At 44.6% G+C, this 17,053-nt stretch carries 17 protein-coding genes; 7 read left to right on the top strand and 10 right to left on the bottom strand.

All coding sequences use genetic code 11. The features are described 5' to 3' along the window. Positions 1-10: 10 nt before the first annotated feature. Positions 11-916, bottom strand: a complete 906-nt coding sequence (locus G3R49_RS03330; RefSeq protein WP_167868631.1) for a multidrug transporter — start codon at positions 914-916, stop codon at positions 11-13. Between the two features lie 267 nt (positions 917-1,183). On the opposite strand from G3R49_RS03330, the gene G3R49_RS03325 reads away from it, so the two are divergent. Beyond that, positions 1,184-2,458: an alkaline phosphatase family protein gene (locus G3R49_RS03325; protein WP_167868630.1), complete on the top strand. Its 1,275-nt coding sequence runs from the start codon at positions 1,184-1,186 to the stop codon at positions 2,456-2,458. A 191-nt stretch (positions 2,459-2,649) separates the two neighbouring features. On the opposite strand, the gene kdsA is transcribed toward G3R49_RS03325, so the two are convergent. From kdsA to hemA, 7 genes are all read right to left on the bottom strand, one after another. After that, the gene (gene kdsA, locus G3R49_RS03320; RefSeq protein WP_167868629.1) at positions 2,650-3,498 is read right to left on the bottom strand and encodes a 3-deoxy-8-phosphooctulonate synthase; all 849 of its coding nucleotides are present in this window, start codon (positions 3,496-3,498) and stop codon (positions 2,650-2,652) included. Positions 3,499-3,555: 57 nt separating this feature from the next. Next, positions 3,556-4,809, bottom strand: coding sequence for a DUF819 domain-containing protein (locus G3R49_RS03315; protein WP_167868628.1), 1,254 nt, complete (start codon positions 4,807-4,809; stop codon positions 3,556-3,558). Between the two features lie 283 nt (positions 4,810-5,092). Next, a complete protein-coding gene (locus G3R49_RS03310) occupies positions 5,093-5,884 on the bottom strand; it encodes a tetratricopeptide repeat protein (protein WP_130598295.1) in 792 nt (263 codons plus the stop codon). An 11-nt stretch (positions 5,885-5,895) separates the two neighbouring features. Continuing rightward, positions 5,896-6,291 (bottom strand): SirB2 family protein, encoded by a 396-nt coding sequence (locus tag G3R49_RS03305; protein ID WP_130598297.1) that lies wholly within the window; start codon positions 6,289-6,291, stop codon positions 5,896-5,898. A 274-nt stretch (positions 6,292-6,565) separates the two neighbouring features. Further along, positions 6,566-7,414 carry a peptide chain release factor N(5)-glutamine methyltransferase gene (prmC, locus tag G3R49_RS03300; protein ID WP_167868627.1) on the bottom strand — a complete coding sequence of 283 codons (849 nt, stop codon included), beginning with the start codon at positions 7,412-7,414 and terminating at the stop codon, positions 6,566-6,568. Positions 7,415-7,424: 10 nt separating this feature from the next. Then, entirely contained in the window at positions 7,425-8,510 is a 1,086-nt protein-coding gene (prfA, locus tag G3R49_RS03295; protein WP_130598301.1) for a peptide chain release factor 1, read from the bottom strand. Positions 8,511-8,609: 99 nt separating this feature from the next. Further along, on the bottom strand, positions 8,610-9,860 hold the full coding sequence (gene hemA / locus G3R49_RS03290; RefSeq protein ID WP_167868626.1) for a glutamyl-tRNA reductase: 1,251 nt from the start codon (positions 9,858-9,860) through the stop codon (positions 8,610-8,612). Between the two features lie 222 nt (positions 9,861-10,082). On the opposite strand from hemA, the gene lolB reads away from it, so the two are divergent. The 5 genes from lolB (at position 10,083) to G3R49_RS03265 (ending at position 14,411) form a co-directional block, all read left to right on the top strand. Next, positions 10,083-10,715 carry a lipoprotein insertase outer membrane protein LolB gene (lolB, locus tag G3R49_RS03285; RefSeq protein ID WP_348633901.1) on the top strand — a complete coding sequence of 211 codons (633 nt, stop codon included), beginning with the start codon at positions 10,083-10,085 and terminating at the stop codon, positions 10,713-10,715. A 16-nt stretch (positions 10,716-10,731) separates the two neighbouring features. Beyond that, entirely contained in the window at positions 10,732-11,586 is an 855-nt protein-coding gene (gene ispE, locus G3R49_RS03280; RefSeq protein ID WP_167868625.1) for a 4-(cytidine 5'-diphospho)-2-C-methyl-D-erythritol kinase, read from the top strand. Between the two features lie 75 nt (positions 11,587-11,661). Then, a complete protein-coding gene (locus G3R49_RS03275) occupies positions 11,662-12,609 on the top strand; it encodes a ribose-phosphate pyrophosphokinase (protein WP_130598307.1) in 948 nt (315 codons plus the stop codon). A 225-nt stretch (positions 12,610-12,834) separates the two neighbouring features. Then, the gene (locus tag G3R49_RS03270) at positions 12,835-13,485 is read left to right on the top strand and encodes a DNA-J related domain-containing protein (protein WP_167868624.1); all 651 of its coding nucleotides are present in this window, start codon (positions 12,835-12,837) and stop codon (positions 13,483-13,485) included. 272 nt (positions 13,486-13,757) lie between these two features. Continuing rightward, positions 13,758-14,411 carry a thiol:disulfide interchange protein DsbA/DsbL gene (locus G3R49_RS03265; protein WP_130598311.1) on the top strand — a complete coding sequence of 218 codons (654 nt, stop codon included), beginning with the start codon at positions 13,758-13,760 and terminating at the stop codon, positions 14,409-14,411. A gap of 132 nt (positions 14,412-14,543) precedes the next feature. On the opposite strand, the gene G3R49_RS03260 is transcribed toward G3R49_RS03265, so the two are convergent. Together G3R49_RS03260 and hemG are read right to left on the bottom strand one after the other, a co-directional pair. Next, positions 14,544-15,068: a cytochrome b/b6 domain-containing protein gene (locus tag G3R49_RS03260; RefSeq protein WP_167868623.1), complete on the bottom strand. Its 525-nt coding sequence runs from the start codon at positions 15,066-15,068 to the stop codon at positions 14,544-14,546. Positions 15,069-15,077: 9 nt separating this feature from the next. Further along, the gene (gene hemG / locus G3R49_RS03255; protein WP_167868622.1) at positions 15,078-15,599 is read right to left on the bottom strand and encodes a menaquinone-dependent protoporphyrinogen IX dehydrogenase; all 522 of its coding nucleotides are present in this window, start codon (positions 15,597-15,599) and stop codon (positions 15,078-15,080) included. A gap of 206 nt (positions 15,600-15,805) precedes the next feature. On the opposite strand from hemG, the gene G3R49_RS03250 reads away from it, so the two are divergent. Beyond that, positions 15,806-17,026: an MFS transporter gene (locus tag G3R49_RS03250; protein ID WP_167868621.1), complete on the top strand. Its 1,221-nt coding sequence runs from the start codon at positions 15,806-15,808 to the stop codon at positions 17,024-17,026. The last annotated feature ends 27 nt before the right edge of the window (positions 17,027-17,053 follow it).

Genomic DNA, 17,053 nt, shown 5'->3' with positions numbered 1-17,053 from the left:
GAATAAACCGCTAACCCCAGATAACCAATAATGCGGCAATTGCGATCAGCAGTAACCCCAGCACATCACTTTTAGTATTTGGTTGCTTTAGCCAGTAACGACCAATTAGCAGCATAAAGAAGACTTCTATTTGCCCTAGAGTTTTCACTAACGGCACCGACTCTAGCGCCATTGCGCTAAACCACCCAATAGAGCCAATACAACTGGTAACGCTCACTGCTAGAGTAAGCCGTTTGTTGTGCCAAAGCTTAACCAAAGTCTGACGCTGCTTAAGCAGCAAATAACTCACCAAAATAAGCGTTTGGCTGCTAATCACCAACAGCAACACCCAGGCAGCTCTTACCATATAAGGGCCTTGCAATTGCAAGCTCGCTTCACGCACGCTGAGTGAGGTCAGTGCGAATGCACTGCCGCAAGCTAGCCCTAATAGAACCGTTGACCAAGAATAACTGCCTTTGCTTTCATTACTTAAGCGAGATGCGCTATTGAGCTTAAACGCACCGCTCAGCACCATAACAGCCAATGCGCCAACAGCAACGCCAGCCCAACCAAGCGCAGTTAATTGCACGCCAAAGAACATCAGCCCAAACACTGCTGCAACGATGGCCTCACTTTTGGCAAGTCCGGCGCCAACCGCATAGTTCTTTAAGGTAAAAAGCTTCACCATCAATGCAGTGGCGATAATCTGCATCAAGGATGCCTGGGCGATATACAAATAAAAGGTATTGCTAAAACTTAGCTTAGGAACACTATGCGTTTGATACAAGATGGCTAAATACAAGGCTGCAATCGGGCCTGCAGCGATAAACCTTGCTAGCGTTACGCCAGTGATACTCACATCTTGACTAAGCTTAGATTGCAACGCATTGCGCCATGCTTGCATGAATGCTGCTAGCAAGGTGAAACCTATCCACATACTTGACGCTCCTAGCGACTGAAACTGTTAACTGGCTCTAAACTATACTCTTATTAACAGAAAATAAGCCAAGGCTTAGCTTATTTTTGAATAGATTTCACCCGCAAAAGTGATGAATCAAGATTCGCACTTTTACGTAGCCGTGGGTGGTGAATTTATGTCAAGCAGGCAATTGTCACATTTCTTAACTTAAACCTAGGCGGGTTTTAACGGTAGAATGAGCGCTCAAAAACCACACAAGCACTCATCAACGTAGGGAAATCACACATGTATCATGCAGCAGTTCGCATTATACGCTCAAGGACGCTAATTAAGCTGGCTTTTGCTATCACTTTATTACCAGTGACACTTTTGGTTAATGCAGAGCAAAACCAGAGTGACAGCACTACAGTGGTGATTTCAATCGATGGCTTTGCCAATCATTATCTCAACAATCCAAAGCTTGCTAAAGTCGCACCCAACCTAATTGAAATACGCAGCAAACACCTTGCTAGTGACGGCTTAACACCAGTATTTCCGAGTAAGACGTTTCCCAACCATATAAGCATGGTGACCGGCGTATACCCGCAAACTCACGGCATAGTACAAAACAAGTTTTATTCGAAAACACTCAAAAAGAATTACAGCTTAGGTGCTGGGCGTGAGCAACCTAAATGGTTAAGTGCCAAACCTATTTGGGTTGAAGCCGAAAAAGCAGCTAAAGCCAGTGCGATTTACTTCTGGCCTGAGTCTGAAATCGACCATGGTGAATACTCACCCACTGAGTTTTTTACATACAAGCACAATACACCAAATGCCGATCGTATCGAGCAAATCATTGACTGGTTAAACCGCAACAAAAGCAAGCGACCTAAACTTATCTTTGGGTATTTTTCGACAGTCGACAGCGCCGGACACACATATGGTACTAATTCAGATGAACTTGCTAATGCCATTTCTGAAGTTGATAGCTTAATTGGCAAGCTACGAGCCTACATACAGGCAAATGCAGCGACCCAAAATATTAACCTAGTGATAGTATCAGATCATGGCATGGTGGATATTGACAGCCTTAACCCAATTGCCGACCCACAAGTATTACTGGATAACGATCAATTAATCACAGTAAATGGTCAAACCCAACTATATGTTTATGGTGATCAGCAAGTGGTACTTGATGCCGCTTATCGCCAACTCAAAGCGGACCAATTGGCCGAGCAAGATAAACGCTATCAAATTCTCAAACCAAGTGAATACCCAGCTCATTGGCACTTTGACAAGCAATCGGATGTAATGCCGGATCTTATCTTAAACGCACACCCGCCTTATGTGTTTGATAATGAAAAAGTGGTCGATGGCAAGGCTACTCACGGTTATGACCCACAAGCGACAATACAGCTCGATGGCATTTTCCTCGCCCAAGGGCCAGCCTTTAAAGCGGGGCGAATTAACGCATTTGAGAACGTCCACATCTATGCATTAATTGCCAAGTTAATTGGCCTAGATGATGAGGTTGTGCCACCAACAAGTTCGATTGCTCCTTTTGTTGGTAAGCTTAAATAACTGCAGCTCGTCATTACCGGAAGCTGTAGTGAAGCCATCACGGGTAATTTAACCGCGCCTTGCTAAGAAAGTTTAAAGGACTTGCGAAGCCAACGCTCAGGTAATTCCTCCGAGTTGGCAGTAGCGCAGCTAACAAAAAGCCCTGACTTATAAGGAGTCAGGGCTTTTTCATTAACTAGAACAGTAAGCAGCTACTTACTGGTATCAATCGGCGCAAATGACTTAACTAAGTCATCGATAGCTTTCATCTGAGTAAGGTAATTCTCTAATTGGTGCAAAGGCAGCGCACATGGGCCGTCACACTTAGCTTCATCAGGGTTTGGATGCGCTTCGATAAACAGTCCAGCTAGACCTAATGCCATACCACTGCGAGCAAGCTCAGTCGCTTGAGCACGGCGGCCACCAGCGCTATCGGCGCGACCACCAGGGCGTTGCAGCGCGTGAGTAGCATCAAAGATCACTGGGTAACCTGACTGCTTCATTTCATCCATACCTAGCATATCAACAACTAGGTTGTTGTAACCAAAGCTTGAGCCACGCTCACACAACATAATGTTGTCGTTACCTGCTTCATTAAACTTATTGATGATATGGCGCATTTCGTGCGGTGCTAGAAATTGCGGCTTTTTCACATTAATAATGGCTTTGGTTTTTGCCATGGCGACAACAAGATCGGTTTGGCGGGCTAAAAACGCTGGCAATTGGATCACATCAACCACGTCGGCAACCGGCTGACATTGGTAAGGCTCATGTACGTCAGTAATAATAGGCACATTGAAGGTCGATTTAATCTCTTCAAAAATCTTAAGCCCATCATCCATACCTGGGCCACGGTAAGAATTCACTGAAGAGCGATTAGCTTTGTCAAACGACGCCTTAAATACATATGGAATACCAAGCTTTTCAGTAACCTTTACATAGTGCTCGGCAATCGACATAGCGAGATCACGAGACTCAAGCACGTTCATACCGCCAAATAAAACAAATGGCCTGTCGTTGGCGACTTCTAAGCCGCTAAAGCCGATAACTTTTTGTTCCATAGTATATTCTCTTTAATCAAAAAATTGTGCGTGTTCGCCCAATGCCAACACGCTAATTTATGCTGCAATCACCTGTAATAGCTGACCACATAACCATGCCATGTAAGTCCCTACTGCATAGCCAAATACTGCTAGCAATACACCGACTGGCGCGAGTGCCGGATGAAATGCCGCCGCAACTACCGGCGCCGAGGCCGCGCCGCCAACGTTAGCCTGACTACCTACAGCCATATAAAACAGTGGCGCTTTAATAATTTTAGCAACGATAAGCATAAAGCTCGCGTGTACAATCATCCAAATCATACCAATGGCGAAGTACCAAAGGTTTTGCTCATCAGCGAGCTTTGACACATCCATATGTAAACCAATGGTCGCTACTAAGATGTACAGGAACGCAGAGGCTACTTTTGACGCCCCCGCAGCTTCAATATGACGCACACGGGTAAACGACAGCGCCAAGCCAATTGTAGTGACAATCACCACCAGCCAGAAGAACTTAGACGTTAAGCTGTAATCGCGAGTCCATGGGTAATTTGCTTCAAAAAATGGCCCAAGAATATCAGCGCCAAAGTGGGCAATACCGGTTATACCAAAACCCACAGCCACAATCATCATTAGATCAGGCAGGCTTGGAATACGCGCATTTTCAGCGTGATACTGCTCAACACGCACTTTTAAACGCTCAATGGCGCTGGTGTCAGCACCTGTTTTGGCGTCAATTTGCTTAGCTCTTGATGCCATCAGTAACAATACAGCCATCCAAATATTAGCAACAATCACATCTACGGTGACCATCACTGAGAAGATATCACCGCCAACTTCATAAATTTCTTTCATTGACGCTTGGTTAGCGCCGCCGCCAATCCAGCTACCAGCTAAGGTTGTCATGCCGCGCCATACTGCATCAGGGCCATGACCACCAATCACCTCTGGGTTAAGCGCTGAAATAATTAACAGCGCAATGGGGCCACCAATCACAATACCTATGGTACCAGTTAAGAACATCACAATAGCTTTAGGGCCCAGACCTAAAATGGCTTTTAAGTCGACACTTAAGATAAGCAACACCAAACAAGCTGGCAGTAAGTAACGCGAGGCAACAAAGTACAAATTAGATGAGTGACCATCAACAATACCAAAGGTATTTAGTAGTGACGGCAAGAAATAACACAGTAATAAGGCTGGTACGAAGGTGTAAAACTTCTTCCAAAATGGGTTATTTGAACTGTTGGTATAAAAAACAAAACCAAGGATCGCAGCTAACAGGCCTAATGCCGTGGCGTCGTTGGTCACTAATGCAGGCGTTGTCATGCTTGCGTCTCCCTTGCAATTTTAATTGTGCAATATCGTTATTATTGTTATCCCGCTACGCAGGCTGTTTTTTTAGTTTGAGCAGCTATTTTTGCTTCATCTCTACAGGCTCAATCTTTAGAGTTCAATCAACTGAGCTATGGGGTTTTATCACAAAATGGCAATCGCTACTGCCCTGCGTCTCACAAAGCGGTGGATATCTGGCCTCTTTGTAGAAATTTCGCCCTATAAAATACAAAAGTGCGCAAGCTTTCGCTCACGCACTTAAAGGTTATATATGGTGCTAGTGCAAGGTTTGTGACTGCTGACTGAGCTCTTTAAGCTGCATCTTTACTAGCTCAGTAACAGGGTCATGCGGGCTGCTATCAATAAAGTGCTGCAAGTCTGACATCGCCACTTTTATACAACCCAACTGCTGGGCAATAAAAGCGCGCTCGCGATTAAGGTGCACATCGCCAGGGTGCCATTGCAGTAGCAAGCTACAACACTCCATGGCTTGCTCAAATTTTTGCGTCAAAATACAGCTGGCTTTGAGCTCATTAAGCATACGCGAAATCAAGGTTTTTACCGTGGCAGCTTTTACGTGCTTTGGCTTAAGGCGGGCTGCATTACCTAACTCACCGCGCACTAAATTATGCAACTGACGGCGAGTCATAGGCTCACCACTAAACGGATCATGATAAACCTGTTTACCGTTAAGTTTACTGCGAAGCACTGTGTGCCCTGGCAATAATACCGCTTCAAGTGGCAAGTCTAGCTGCTTAGCGAGCAATACCAACAAAGTCGAAAGCGTAGTGCTGTTACCTTGTCTTTTCGTCACGCAGTAGCTTAAATCAGCTGCTTCGACACTAAAGTAATCTTCTTTAGCGCAAAAACCTAGGTCATTGAAAAACCATTTAAATAGACCATCTAGACGAGCTTGTTGATCGACAACATAGCGACTTAGCACAGAGCCAGATAACTCGTACCACGCCCACTGCGCCGCTTTAGAAGGTAAAAAGCCAAGGTGCTCTGATAAATCGAACGCAGTCTCTGGAATAGACACTGAGTCATCAGATAGAAAAGTATGCTTCATGACAGAATCAATTAACCCATTAATACAACTTGTTTAAAATGAGCCAGCTTGGCCGCTAGCACTAACCAACCAATTGCACCAATGAAAGCAAAGAACTTAAATAGCTTATTACGGTTTGATTTTAATGCCATGATCCCTAATACGATGTACGCCACCACGCAGATGATTTTTTCAGTCATCCATGCATCTACAAATGGGTACTGTTTGATCATAAAGCAAAGGGTAAAGCCTGACACTAATAAGAAAGTATCAATCACGTGTGGCCCGACTTTCAGTAGCTTTTTCTCCATTAATGGAGACTGACGTAAATGCAGACCAAAACGTAATACAAACAAGGCGATACTTAATGCCAAAAACAACATATGCGTATGTTTAACGGCAGGGTATAAACTGTAAAATGTTTCCATTTTTTAAATCTCTGTCTTTGTTGATTTTATTTAGAGCAGAATAAAACGCAGCCAGTTTACTCGAATTGTTAACTTAGCCACAACTTTGATTGCTCCAGTAGCGTCACGCTAAAAAGTTCATGTCAACATCCATGTGGGGTAGCTAACTTGCGCTCAGGTCTCAATTTTTCACAACTAACTTGCCTCGGTCAATAAGACGCGGAGCTTTAGCCTAGACGGCCAAGAGCCTTCAGCCCAATCGACCTGGAGCTTCAGCCTAGACGGCCAGGAGCCTTCAGCACAGTCGACCTAAAGTACAGCGATCATTACTGCCAAAATCTCGAATGGTCGCCACATCTTGATAGCCAAGCTCAATCAGCTTTTCTCGCACCTTAATTGCTTGCTGATAACCATGCTCCAACAGTAAATAACCACCTGAAGTTAAGTAGCTTTTTGCCGTTTGTGCAATGTGAAATAAATCAGCATAACCCTGATCTTTTGCAGTTAACGCACTGTGCGGTTCAAAGCGCACATCACCTTGCGATAGGTGGTTATCCGCTTCGTCAATATACGGTGGGTTAGACACAATCAAATCAAATCGTTTATCGGCAACTTCACTAAACCAATCAGACTGTAAAATCTCTACATGGCCGAGCTTTAAATTGTCACGATTCGCCTTTGCAAGGGCAACAGCTTCTGGCACCTTATCAATTGCAGTTACCTGCCAACTTGGGCGTTCATAGGCTAGTGACAAGGCTATTGCGCCAGTACCAGTACCTAAATCAAGCACATTAGCGTTGTCTGCAAGCGGTAGATTCAGGGCGCTTTCAACTAAAATCTCGGTATCAGGCCTTGGGATTAAAGTTGTATCGTTAACTAAAAACGGCAGCGACCAAAACTCGCGCTCACCAATAATGTGCGCCACAGGGCGGCCGGCTTGCCTTTTTGCAACCATAGCCTCAAAGTCAGCTTGCTGAGCAGAGGTCAAGGTTTTATCTGGCCAGGTATATAAGTAACTGCGATTTTTATTGATGCAATGCAGTAGCAAGGCCTCTGCATCGACTTTCGCCGACTCAGAGGTAGAGTGTAATTGCTCGCTTGCCCATTGCAGCGCCTGCGCAATGGTTTGACTAGATTGTGCCAAGCCTTAATCCTTACTCGTCTGCGAGTGCGGCAAGTTTATCGGCTTGTTCTTCTTGAGTTAGCGGCTCAATAATCGCGTTTAGATCGCCTTCCATAATCTCACCCAAGCGATACAGCGTTAGGTTGATACGGTGCTCACTTAAACGACCTTGAGGGAAGTTATAAGTACGGATACGCTCAGAGCGATCACCACTTGCGACTAGATTACGTCGAGTAGACTCTTCTTCACTGCGGCGTTTTTCATCTTCAACCGCTTGTAGGCGCGCCGATAACACGCTCATGGCTTGAGCACGGTTTTTGTGCTGTGAGCGCTGATCTTGACACTCGACCACAATACCTGACGGTACGTGAGTAATACGAATAGCCGAGTCAGTTTTGTTAACGTGCTGACCACCCGCACCTGAGGCGCGGAAAGTATCGACTTTAAGATCGGCAGGGTTAATCGAGATTTGCTCAGCTTCTGGAATTTCTGGCAATACGACAACCGTTACGGCAGAGGTGTGTACGCGACCTTGTGATTCGGTTTCTGGCACGCGTTGTACGCGGTGTCCGCCAGACTCAAACTTGAGCTTGCCGTATACGCCATCACCAGTAACTTGCACAATAAGCTCTTTGAAACCGCCATGCTCGCCTTCGTTAGCGTTCATGATCTCCATTTGCCACTTGTTCGACTCACAGTAGCGAGAGTACATGCGGAACAAATCACCGGCGAAAATTGCCGCTTCATCACCACCAGCGCCTGCGCGGATTTCGATGAAGGCGTTACGGTCGTCATTTGGATCTTTTGGTAGCAGCAAGATTTGCAGCTCGTCTTCTAGACGCTCTAATGCTTGCTTAGCTTCTTTAATTTCTTCCTGCGCCATTTCACGCATTTCAGCGTCATCTTCTTCCAGCATCATTTCGGCTGACTCTAGGTCTTCTTGCGCCTGCTGGAATGCCTTGAAGCTTTTTACTACGTCTTCAAGTTGAGCATATTCTTTTGATAAGGTGCGGAATCTGTCTTGATCCGCAATCACACTGGCATCACTTAGTAATGCTAAAACTTCTTCATTACGCTCTAGCAAGCCTTCAAGCTTGCGGATAACGGATGGTTTCATGTAACTGGCTAACCCTTGCTGTTCACCTAAATTTTGCTTTACAACCAACAAAGCACTGCGATTGCAGTGCTAAGTAGGATTGAACTGAATATTTAGCTGCTAGTGTTTATCTAAACCAAGCGCGACTCGCAGTTGACCTAATGTATTTAAATCACCCTGGCGACTGGCTGAAGTCAACGCCTGGGTTGGTGCGTGAATGAGGCGATTGGTTAACTTATTAGCAAGCTCTAAAATTACTTGCTCGCCGTTGCCACCTTGCTGAATTTTATTCAAGGCGCGCTCAACCAATTCATCTTTAATAGCCAATGACTGGCTACGATATTCACGAATACTGTCAACCGACTCTAAAGAACGCACCCACTCCATAAATAAGACGGCTTGTTCTTCGGCAATAATCTCTGCCTGCTCGGCGGCTTCCTTACGCGAAGCCATGTTTTGTTCAATGATACTATGTAAATCGTCAACAGTATAAAGGAAAGCGTCGTCTAACTCACCGACTTCTGCTTCAATATCTCTCGGAACTGCAATATCGACTAATAACATAGGTTGATGACGACGTTGTTTTAACGCTTTTTCAACCATGCCTTTGCCTAAAATAGGTAGAGGGCTCGCGGTCGACGAAATAATAATGTCGGCGTGAGGTAAATGCTCTGGAATGTCTTGCAGGGTAATCGCCGTGGCGTTGAACTCTTCACACATCGCCTGTGCACGCTCAACAGTGCGATTAGCCACCACAATTGAATTCACTTCTTGATCTTTTAAGTGCTTCGCGACTAACTCAATAGTTTCACCCGCGCCAATCAACAGTACCTTAGTGGTTTTGAGCGACGAGAAAATATGCTTTGCCATGCTTACTGCAGCAAAGGCGACAGATACTGCAGCGGCGCCAATATCGGTTTCGGTGCGCACTTTCTTGGCAACCGAAAAGGTATTTTGGAATAAACGATCAATCGTAACCGCAGTTGTGCCCGCTTCTTTTGCTTTAACAAACGCTTGCTTTACCTGACCTAAAATCTGCGGTTCACCTAGTACAAGCGAGTCAAGGCCAGAGGCAACGCGCATCAGGTGTTTCACAGCAATTTGATCTTCATAGGCATAGATACATGGCATTAGCGCTTCATGATCTAGGTCGTGATACTCTTCTAGCCACTCAATGACCTCTTCAGGTTTGACATTGCAGCTATACAGTTCGGTACGGTTACACGTAGACACGATAACAGCTTCACCAGTGCGGCTGCGACTGGCTAAACTTTTCATTGCGTCATGGATGCGATCTGGAGAAAAGGCAACTTTCTCACGTAAATCTACTGTCGCCGTTTTATGGTTAATCCCGATTACTACTAGACTCATTTGACTCTTTCTGAAGTTCTTATCGATCTCGTTAATTAGGCCATTCTACTAAAAGCACAAACTAAAAACACAATTGGGTTAACAAAACCGAATATATGTCTAAATTTTATTTGTAGCTGTTAGCAAATGCATAAACAGTGCACTTTTTAGTAAAAGCAATTTTTACATCAGCTAGTTGGAGCAGTATGATGACCCAACGTTTAACCTCATCTTGGTATTAGTGTGAACACCCAAAAGCCTCAAGCTATCACAGTGCGCCAATTCAGTTTCATAAGTTTATTACTGCTACTTATGTTGATGCTTAATGGCTGCAGTAGTTTAAAGCACACCAACTTTGAACCTGTTAGCGTTAATCATGTTGCGCAAGCACAGCATTGGGAACTTAAGGGTAAAATTGCCGTTCGCTCAAACACAGATAAATTTAGCACTAACTTATATTGGTTTCACCAAGCTCAAGGCGATGATTTACGTCTGACTACTATGATTGGCACTAATTTATTAGTTTTAGATAGTGGCCCACAAGGTGCAACATTGACCGCCAATGGCGAAACTTATTTTGATAAAGACCCGCAAACCTTGCTCGACTCTATGGTGTCGATTCATATTCCTTTAGATAGATTGCCTCTATGGATAACCGGTCAAGCTAGCAGCGAAGACAAAATAGTTAGCTATAATGCTGATGGCACGATAAAGCAGCTCATCAGCGAGCAAACAGCGTCACATTGGCAAGTTGATTTTAGAAGCTGGCAAATACTGCAAGGCATACAAATACCAAGACAAATCATTATTGTGCGAGATGATGTACAAATCAAAATCCAAAACAACCAATGGCAAGCAATGCAGCCCATCAAGTAGACACAAGGACGTCAACATGAAAGCGCCTATTTCTAAAAGCTGGCCAGCTCCTGCAAAGTTAAACCTGTTCCTGCACGTCACCGGACGACGTAGTGATGGTTATCATGAATTACAAACTCTGTTTCAATTTGTTGACCATTGCGACTATTTAGATTTCCATGTCACCGAAACCAGTGACATTCGTTTACATTCCAAGATGTCCGAAGTTGTTGCTGATAGCGATAACTTAATTCTAAAAGCTGCAAAATCGCTAAAAATAGCGGCAAATTATCCTGGCGGCGCCGACATTTGGATAGATAAATTGCTGCCGATGGGCGGTGGTCTTGGAGGCGGCTCTTCAGATGCAGCCACTACATTAGTGGCACTCAATGCACTTTGGAATATTAACTTTCCTCACCAAAAACTGGCTGAAATTGGTCTAAGCTTAGGTGCCGATGTCCCTGTTTTTATTAATGGTTACGCGGCTTTCGCCGAGGGCGTGGGTGAAAAACTACAAACAGTTGCAGTAGATGAGCCTTGGTATTTAGTTATCGTCCCTGACGTGCATGTTTCAACTCAGCAGGTGTTCCAACATCCAGATTTACCAAGGCAAACACCTAAGCTAAATTTGCAATCGCTAATGGAAAGAACTTGGTCAAATGACTGCCAAACTTTAGTGGCAAACACCTACCCTCAAGTTGCCAATGCCTTGAGCTGGCTGCTAGAATATGCGCCGTCTCAAATGACGGGGACCGGAGCATGTGTCTTTGGCCGTTTTGAGCATTCGCAACAAGCACTTGATACGCTGGCAAAATTGCCAGATTCAATGCAAGGCTTTGTTGCTAAAGGCTTAAACAAGTCACCATTGCTGGAACGACTTGCCCAGCTTTAAATTATTAAAATCCTTCTAAGTGAGCAGAATTTGCTCATTTAGCCCATATTCAAGCCAACGCCTGAGGTTCATAAAGTGCCCGACATTAAGCTCTTTGCTGGTAACGCTACCCCTAAATTAGCCGAAAAAATTGCTGAACGTTTATTCTGCAAACTCGGTGACGCAGAAGTAGGCCGTTTCAGCGACGGTGAAATCAGTGTTCAAATCAACGAGAACGTACGTGGTGCGGATGTATTCATCATTCAATCTACTTGCGCGCCAACTAACGACAACCTAATGGAACTTATCGTCATGGTTGATGCGCTACGTCGTGCATCTGCTGGCCGTATTACTGCGGTAATTCCTTACTTTGGTTATGCTCGTCAAGACCGTCGTGTTCGCAGTGCTCGTGTACCTATCACAGCTAAAGTTGTTGCTGACTTCCTATCAAGCGTTGGTGTTGACCGCGTATTAACTTGTGACTTGCACGCAGAGCAAATCCAAGGTTTCTTCGACGTACCTGTAGACAACGTATTCGGTAGCCCTGTGCTACTAGAAGACATGCTAGCTAAGAAGCTAGACAACCCAGTGGTTGTTTCTCCAGATATCGGCGGCGTTGTACGTGCGCGTGCAGTTGCTAAACTACTTGATGACTCTGACTTAGCTATTATCGACAAACGCCGTCCACAAGCTAACGTTGCTCAGGTTATGCACATTATCGGCGACGTTCAAGGCCGTGACTGCATCATCGTTGATGACATGATTGATACTGGTGGCACACTATCTAAAGCTGCTGAAGCATTAAAAGAGCACGGTGCTAACCGCGTATTTGCTTATGCAACTCACCCAGTATTCTCAGGTAATGCACCTAAGAACATCGCTGACTCAGTGATTGATGAAGTGATTGTGACTGACACTGTACCGCTAAGCGAAGACATGCTTAAAGTAGGCAAAGTATCTCAGCTAACTATGTCTGGTGTACTTGCTGAAGCGATTCGCCGCGTAAGCAACGAAGAGTCTATTTCGGCGATGTTCCGTCACTAAAGACGCTGTAAACAAAGGCTGGGTCACTAATTTGCAAGTGTTCGGCTAACGCCAAATGAAACGCACTCCATTGAGTGCGTTTTTTATTACCCAAAATTCTTATCACCTCCCGTTGATAACAAATACGCTCGCTGAGCACTCATCTTAGCTGTCAAAATCTGCTTGCACTGTTTTCCCCCTATGGCATAGTAGAAATTATCGCCAATTCAGGATGAAGATGACGTTATGTTACTTAGCCCAGTCGCCTCAATTAAACAGGCCAATGACCAAGTAAAAGCGCTCAAAGGGGACAACCCGCTTATCTGGCCATTGCTCACCCTATTGCAATCGAGCGCTAAAAGTTGGAAAGTGCACCACCTCGCTGCAGAGCTGCAGCAAAAAGGGTTAATGCACGACCTCGACACCTCTCCTGAAAAAGACCTCTTCAAACGCAACTTCCTATTAATGAATGCCCTCTACGAACTGCAAGACATGTTATTGCCTAAGCAATGGCTGCAAGTTCAGGCGATGGACATTCAGCTATTTAGACTCGTGCCAAGCAACGCAGATCTACTTCATCATAGTGATGCTAGCCTGCGTGATTACTACCTCGACTGGGGCAACTACGATACATGCAGCAATGTAGTGAAGGAGATGCTCGACTCGTTTTGGAGTAGCTATCAAGAATACATCGGCCTTAACCATCAGCTAATGCATAAAGGACAGGCCTTAAGGGTGTTTGAACTAGACGAGAGTGCAACCGATAAGCAAATTCGTAAACAGTGGCGCAAGCTCGCCCTTAAATGGCACCCAGATAGAGATCAGGGTAATGCTGAGCGCTTCAAACAAGTGTGTGAAGCCTGGCAAACACTGAGAGACAAAAGCCTCGTCGCTTAACACACTACCCGCTTGGCGAAATGGTCTATTTAACCATACTTAATGCAGCACCAGCCGTACGCTAGCGGGCAATTTAACCGTACTCAATTCAGCACCAGCCGTACGTTAGCGGTGAGTTTAATTAGCAAGGATCTTTGACATCGGTCACGACTAAATTAGCTAAAGCGGCTAAAGATCACATATCCGCTCTATTATTTCCCGCGAATTCAGCGATAATTCATGCAACAACAATACACTTGTTTCATTATGTACAAGTCCCATTTGAGGCCACTATGATCAAACATATCGCATTAGCATTAACTCTTGCTGTCGCTCCACTGTCTAGCTTTGCAGCTCAATTTGTTGAAGGAAAACACTACACACAAGTTTCTAACCGCGTTGCCCCTAGTGAGCCAAAAGTGACCGAGTACTTCTCGTTTTACTGCCACAGCTGCTACAACATGGAAACCAAATACCTGCCATTTATTAAGCAGCACATCGACAAAAAAATCGCTTTTGAAAACAAGCATGTTGATTTTATGAATAGCGATCTAGGCACTGAAGTCATGCGCTCACTCGTGGTAATGAATCAAACTGAGCACAAACATGACCTAGCATTAAAAATGTTTACTGCAATTCAAGGCGATGCTAGTGATGGTCATGATCACGGTGCTCACGGCCATAAACATGAAAGCGAGATCAACTCACGTGATGATATCAAAAAGGTATTTGCTGAGTTTGGAATTGATTCAGCGGCATATGACAAAATGGCTGACGATGCTGCAACAGATAAAGCGCTATCACAATGGCGTCAAGAGCAAGTGATGTATAACGTTCGCAGCGTGCCTAGCTTCGTTGTTAACGACAAATACTTGATTAACATGAATGAGATGCGCAGCCTTGAGCAGATTATCGATTTAATGAACTACTTAGCTTTGAAGAAATAGTTTAGCTCTAATGAAATAGCTTACGCTGGCAATATCAAAGTGAAAATAAAAAAGGCGCTACCAGCGCCTTTTTTGTTATCTCAAGCTTTATTCAAGGCTTCAATTCAGCAGGCAAACCTCTGAAGCAACCTGCTAAGAGTTTTTTATCATCTCAATCACGTGTACCAAAGCTAGTACCATATGCACAGCAACAAAGGTGACAAAGTACTCAGCCAATGTAACGTGATACTTGCGCCAAGTTAACGCCTCCATATCCCCCTGAGTCAACACCCACATTAAGCCACTAATACACACTCCAGCCAACAACAGCAGCCCAATCCCCTCTATAATACTCAATAGCCCTTTACCGCCTGAGCTAGGTAACTGTGCTTTGAATAAACCTTTAACGTCGGCAAGAAATTGCGATAAATCTAACACTAGCCATGGGAAAAACTGGCGCCAACCACCTTTTATGCAGCACTTGAGCACAAAACAAAGTCCAAGTATTGCGGTAATAGTACCAAGATAAACATGAACATAGTCCCAAATACTGGCGTTAACTCTTAACTGTTTACCTATTAACAACCAGCCACTTGTCGGCAATAAAATAGCGCACGTGGATATCATAATAATATGTAGCTTGGCGCCAATCACACTGAAGAATCGAGGTAACTTCATCTACACCTCTTAAGCATTAATCATGGTATCAACGAATGCGTCTACTTTATTCCAATCTGTATATTCAACCTTGGTATGTGGGTCAGTAGGACCTTTAGTGATCCACATAATAAAGCGGATAATATTGCGATCGACAGGGCCGTAAAACTGGTAATCAAGGTTGCCACCAAACACTTGCAGATGCTTTGGCTGCCACACGCTTTGCTTTAAAAACGCCTGCATATACATATTGGTTTCCGGCGTGTTTTTACCTGGCTTGCGAGCGACTAAACTCACAGAGAAAAAGCCACTAGGGATTTGCTCAAGCTTAGCTTTATTTGCTTCAATAAACTGATATAGAGCTGGGCGATGCTTGCCATGACGAATACTGGCGCCAATAAATACCTTGTCAAAGCCCTCAATAGATGGATTGTCGGCAAGGCTAGCCAAAGTGATGTTCACACCTTGCTCCTGCGCTTTTTGCTGCATGTATTTGCAAATTTTAACGGTTTGGCCGTGCACACTAGAGTGAATAAGTAAAATTTGGCTCATCTTGTTCCCATGCCAATGAAATAAATGACTTTAAACATGATAGCTTACTCTGTTAATTGAGTACTTGAAACAGATCACGGCCTGATAGTCACCGAGCAAGTCCTCCGTTATGAAGGGCTAAACGGTAGGAGGAACTTCCCTATATATCGCCCAACCGGCCAAACTATGTCAGTATATCTACAGCAACTTAACTATTTAGGCTCGTCATGTCACAACATACCGATAGCGCCGAAAATGCCAATGCGCTGGCTCAACTTACCGCCAAACCACAACATTTATTACTTGGGATGACGTTCGTCATGTCGATGGTATTTGCTGTTTGGCAAGCACTGCTAAATAACTTTGTGATTGAAAGAGCTGCATTCACCGGTGCAGAGATCGGTATGTTACAAAGCCTGCGTGAAGTGCCGGGTTTTTTAGCATTCACCGCCGTGTTTGTACTCTTGTTTATAAAAGAGCAAGCCTTTGCCCTACTCTCACTGGCAATCTTATGCGTGGGCGTAGCGATAACTGGCTTCTTCCCAAGTGTGATTGGGCTTTATATCACCACAGTGATCATGTCGATTGGGTTCCATTACTATGAAACCATTAACCAATCTCTCACTCTGCAATGGCTAGATAAAAAAGATACCGCAGCCTTTATGGGTAAAGCCCTTGCCTGGCGCTCAGCAGCGGCGTTAACTGGCTATGGCAGCATTTGGTTAATCATGACCTGGCTCAAACTTGATTATGTGTGGATGTACGCCATTATCGGCGGCCTTGGCGCTATCATGGTGCTGTCGATGGTTGTTTTGTTTCCTAACTTTCGCCAAGCTGCACCACAAACCAAAAAGCTTATCTTGAGAAAACGCTACTGGCTTTACTACCTACTTACTTTCTTCTCTGGCGCAAGAAGGCAAATCTTTGTGGTATTCGCTGGCTTTATGATGGTGGAAAAATTCGGTTATACGGTAAGTGAAATCACCGCTCTGTTTCTTATCAACTATGTGATTAACCTTGCCTTTGCACCAGCAATAGGCCGATTTATTGGACGTATCGGTGAGCGTAAAGCACTCTCGGTAGAGTACGTGGGTCTGGCTCTAGTATTCACTAGCTACGCATTTGTGGAAAACGCGCAGTTCGCCGCAGCCCTGTACGTCATTGATCACTTACTTTTCGCCATGGCAATTGCAATGAAAACTTATTTTCAGAAAATTGCTGATCAGCAAGACATCGCTTCAACTATGTCAGTAAGCTTCACCATTAATCACATTGCCGCCGTGGTTATTCCGGCATTGCTCGGTCTGTTATGGCTAAGCTCACCGACTGCAGTATTTTTAATTGGTACTGTATTTGCGATTTGCTCACTACTGCTTGCACTAAACGTGCCTGAGCAACCTACAGTTGGCAATGAAACCAATTGGCCAAAAACAACGATTGAGTCGTAGTAGCTAAAGTAAGAAAGATCTGTGGTT

It is taken from the genome of Shewanella sp. WXL01 (assembly GCF_012263345.1).
Classification (GTDB): Bacteria; Pseudomonadota; Gammaproteobacteria; order Enterobacterales; family Shewanellaceae; genus Shewanella; species Shewanella maritima.
Note: the sequence above shows the minus strand (reverse complement) of the source record. Positions and strands in the feature narration are given on the sequence as shown.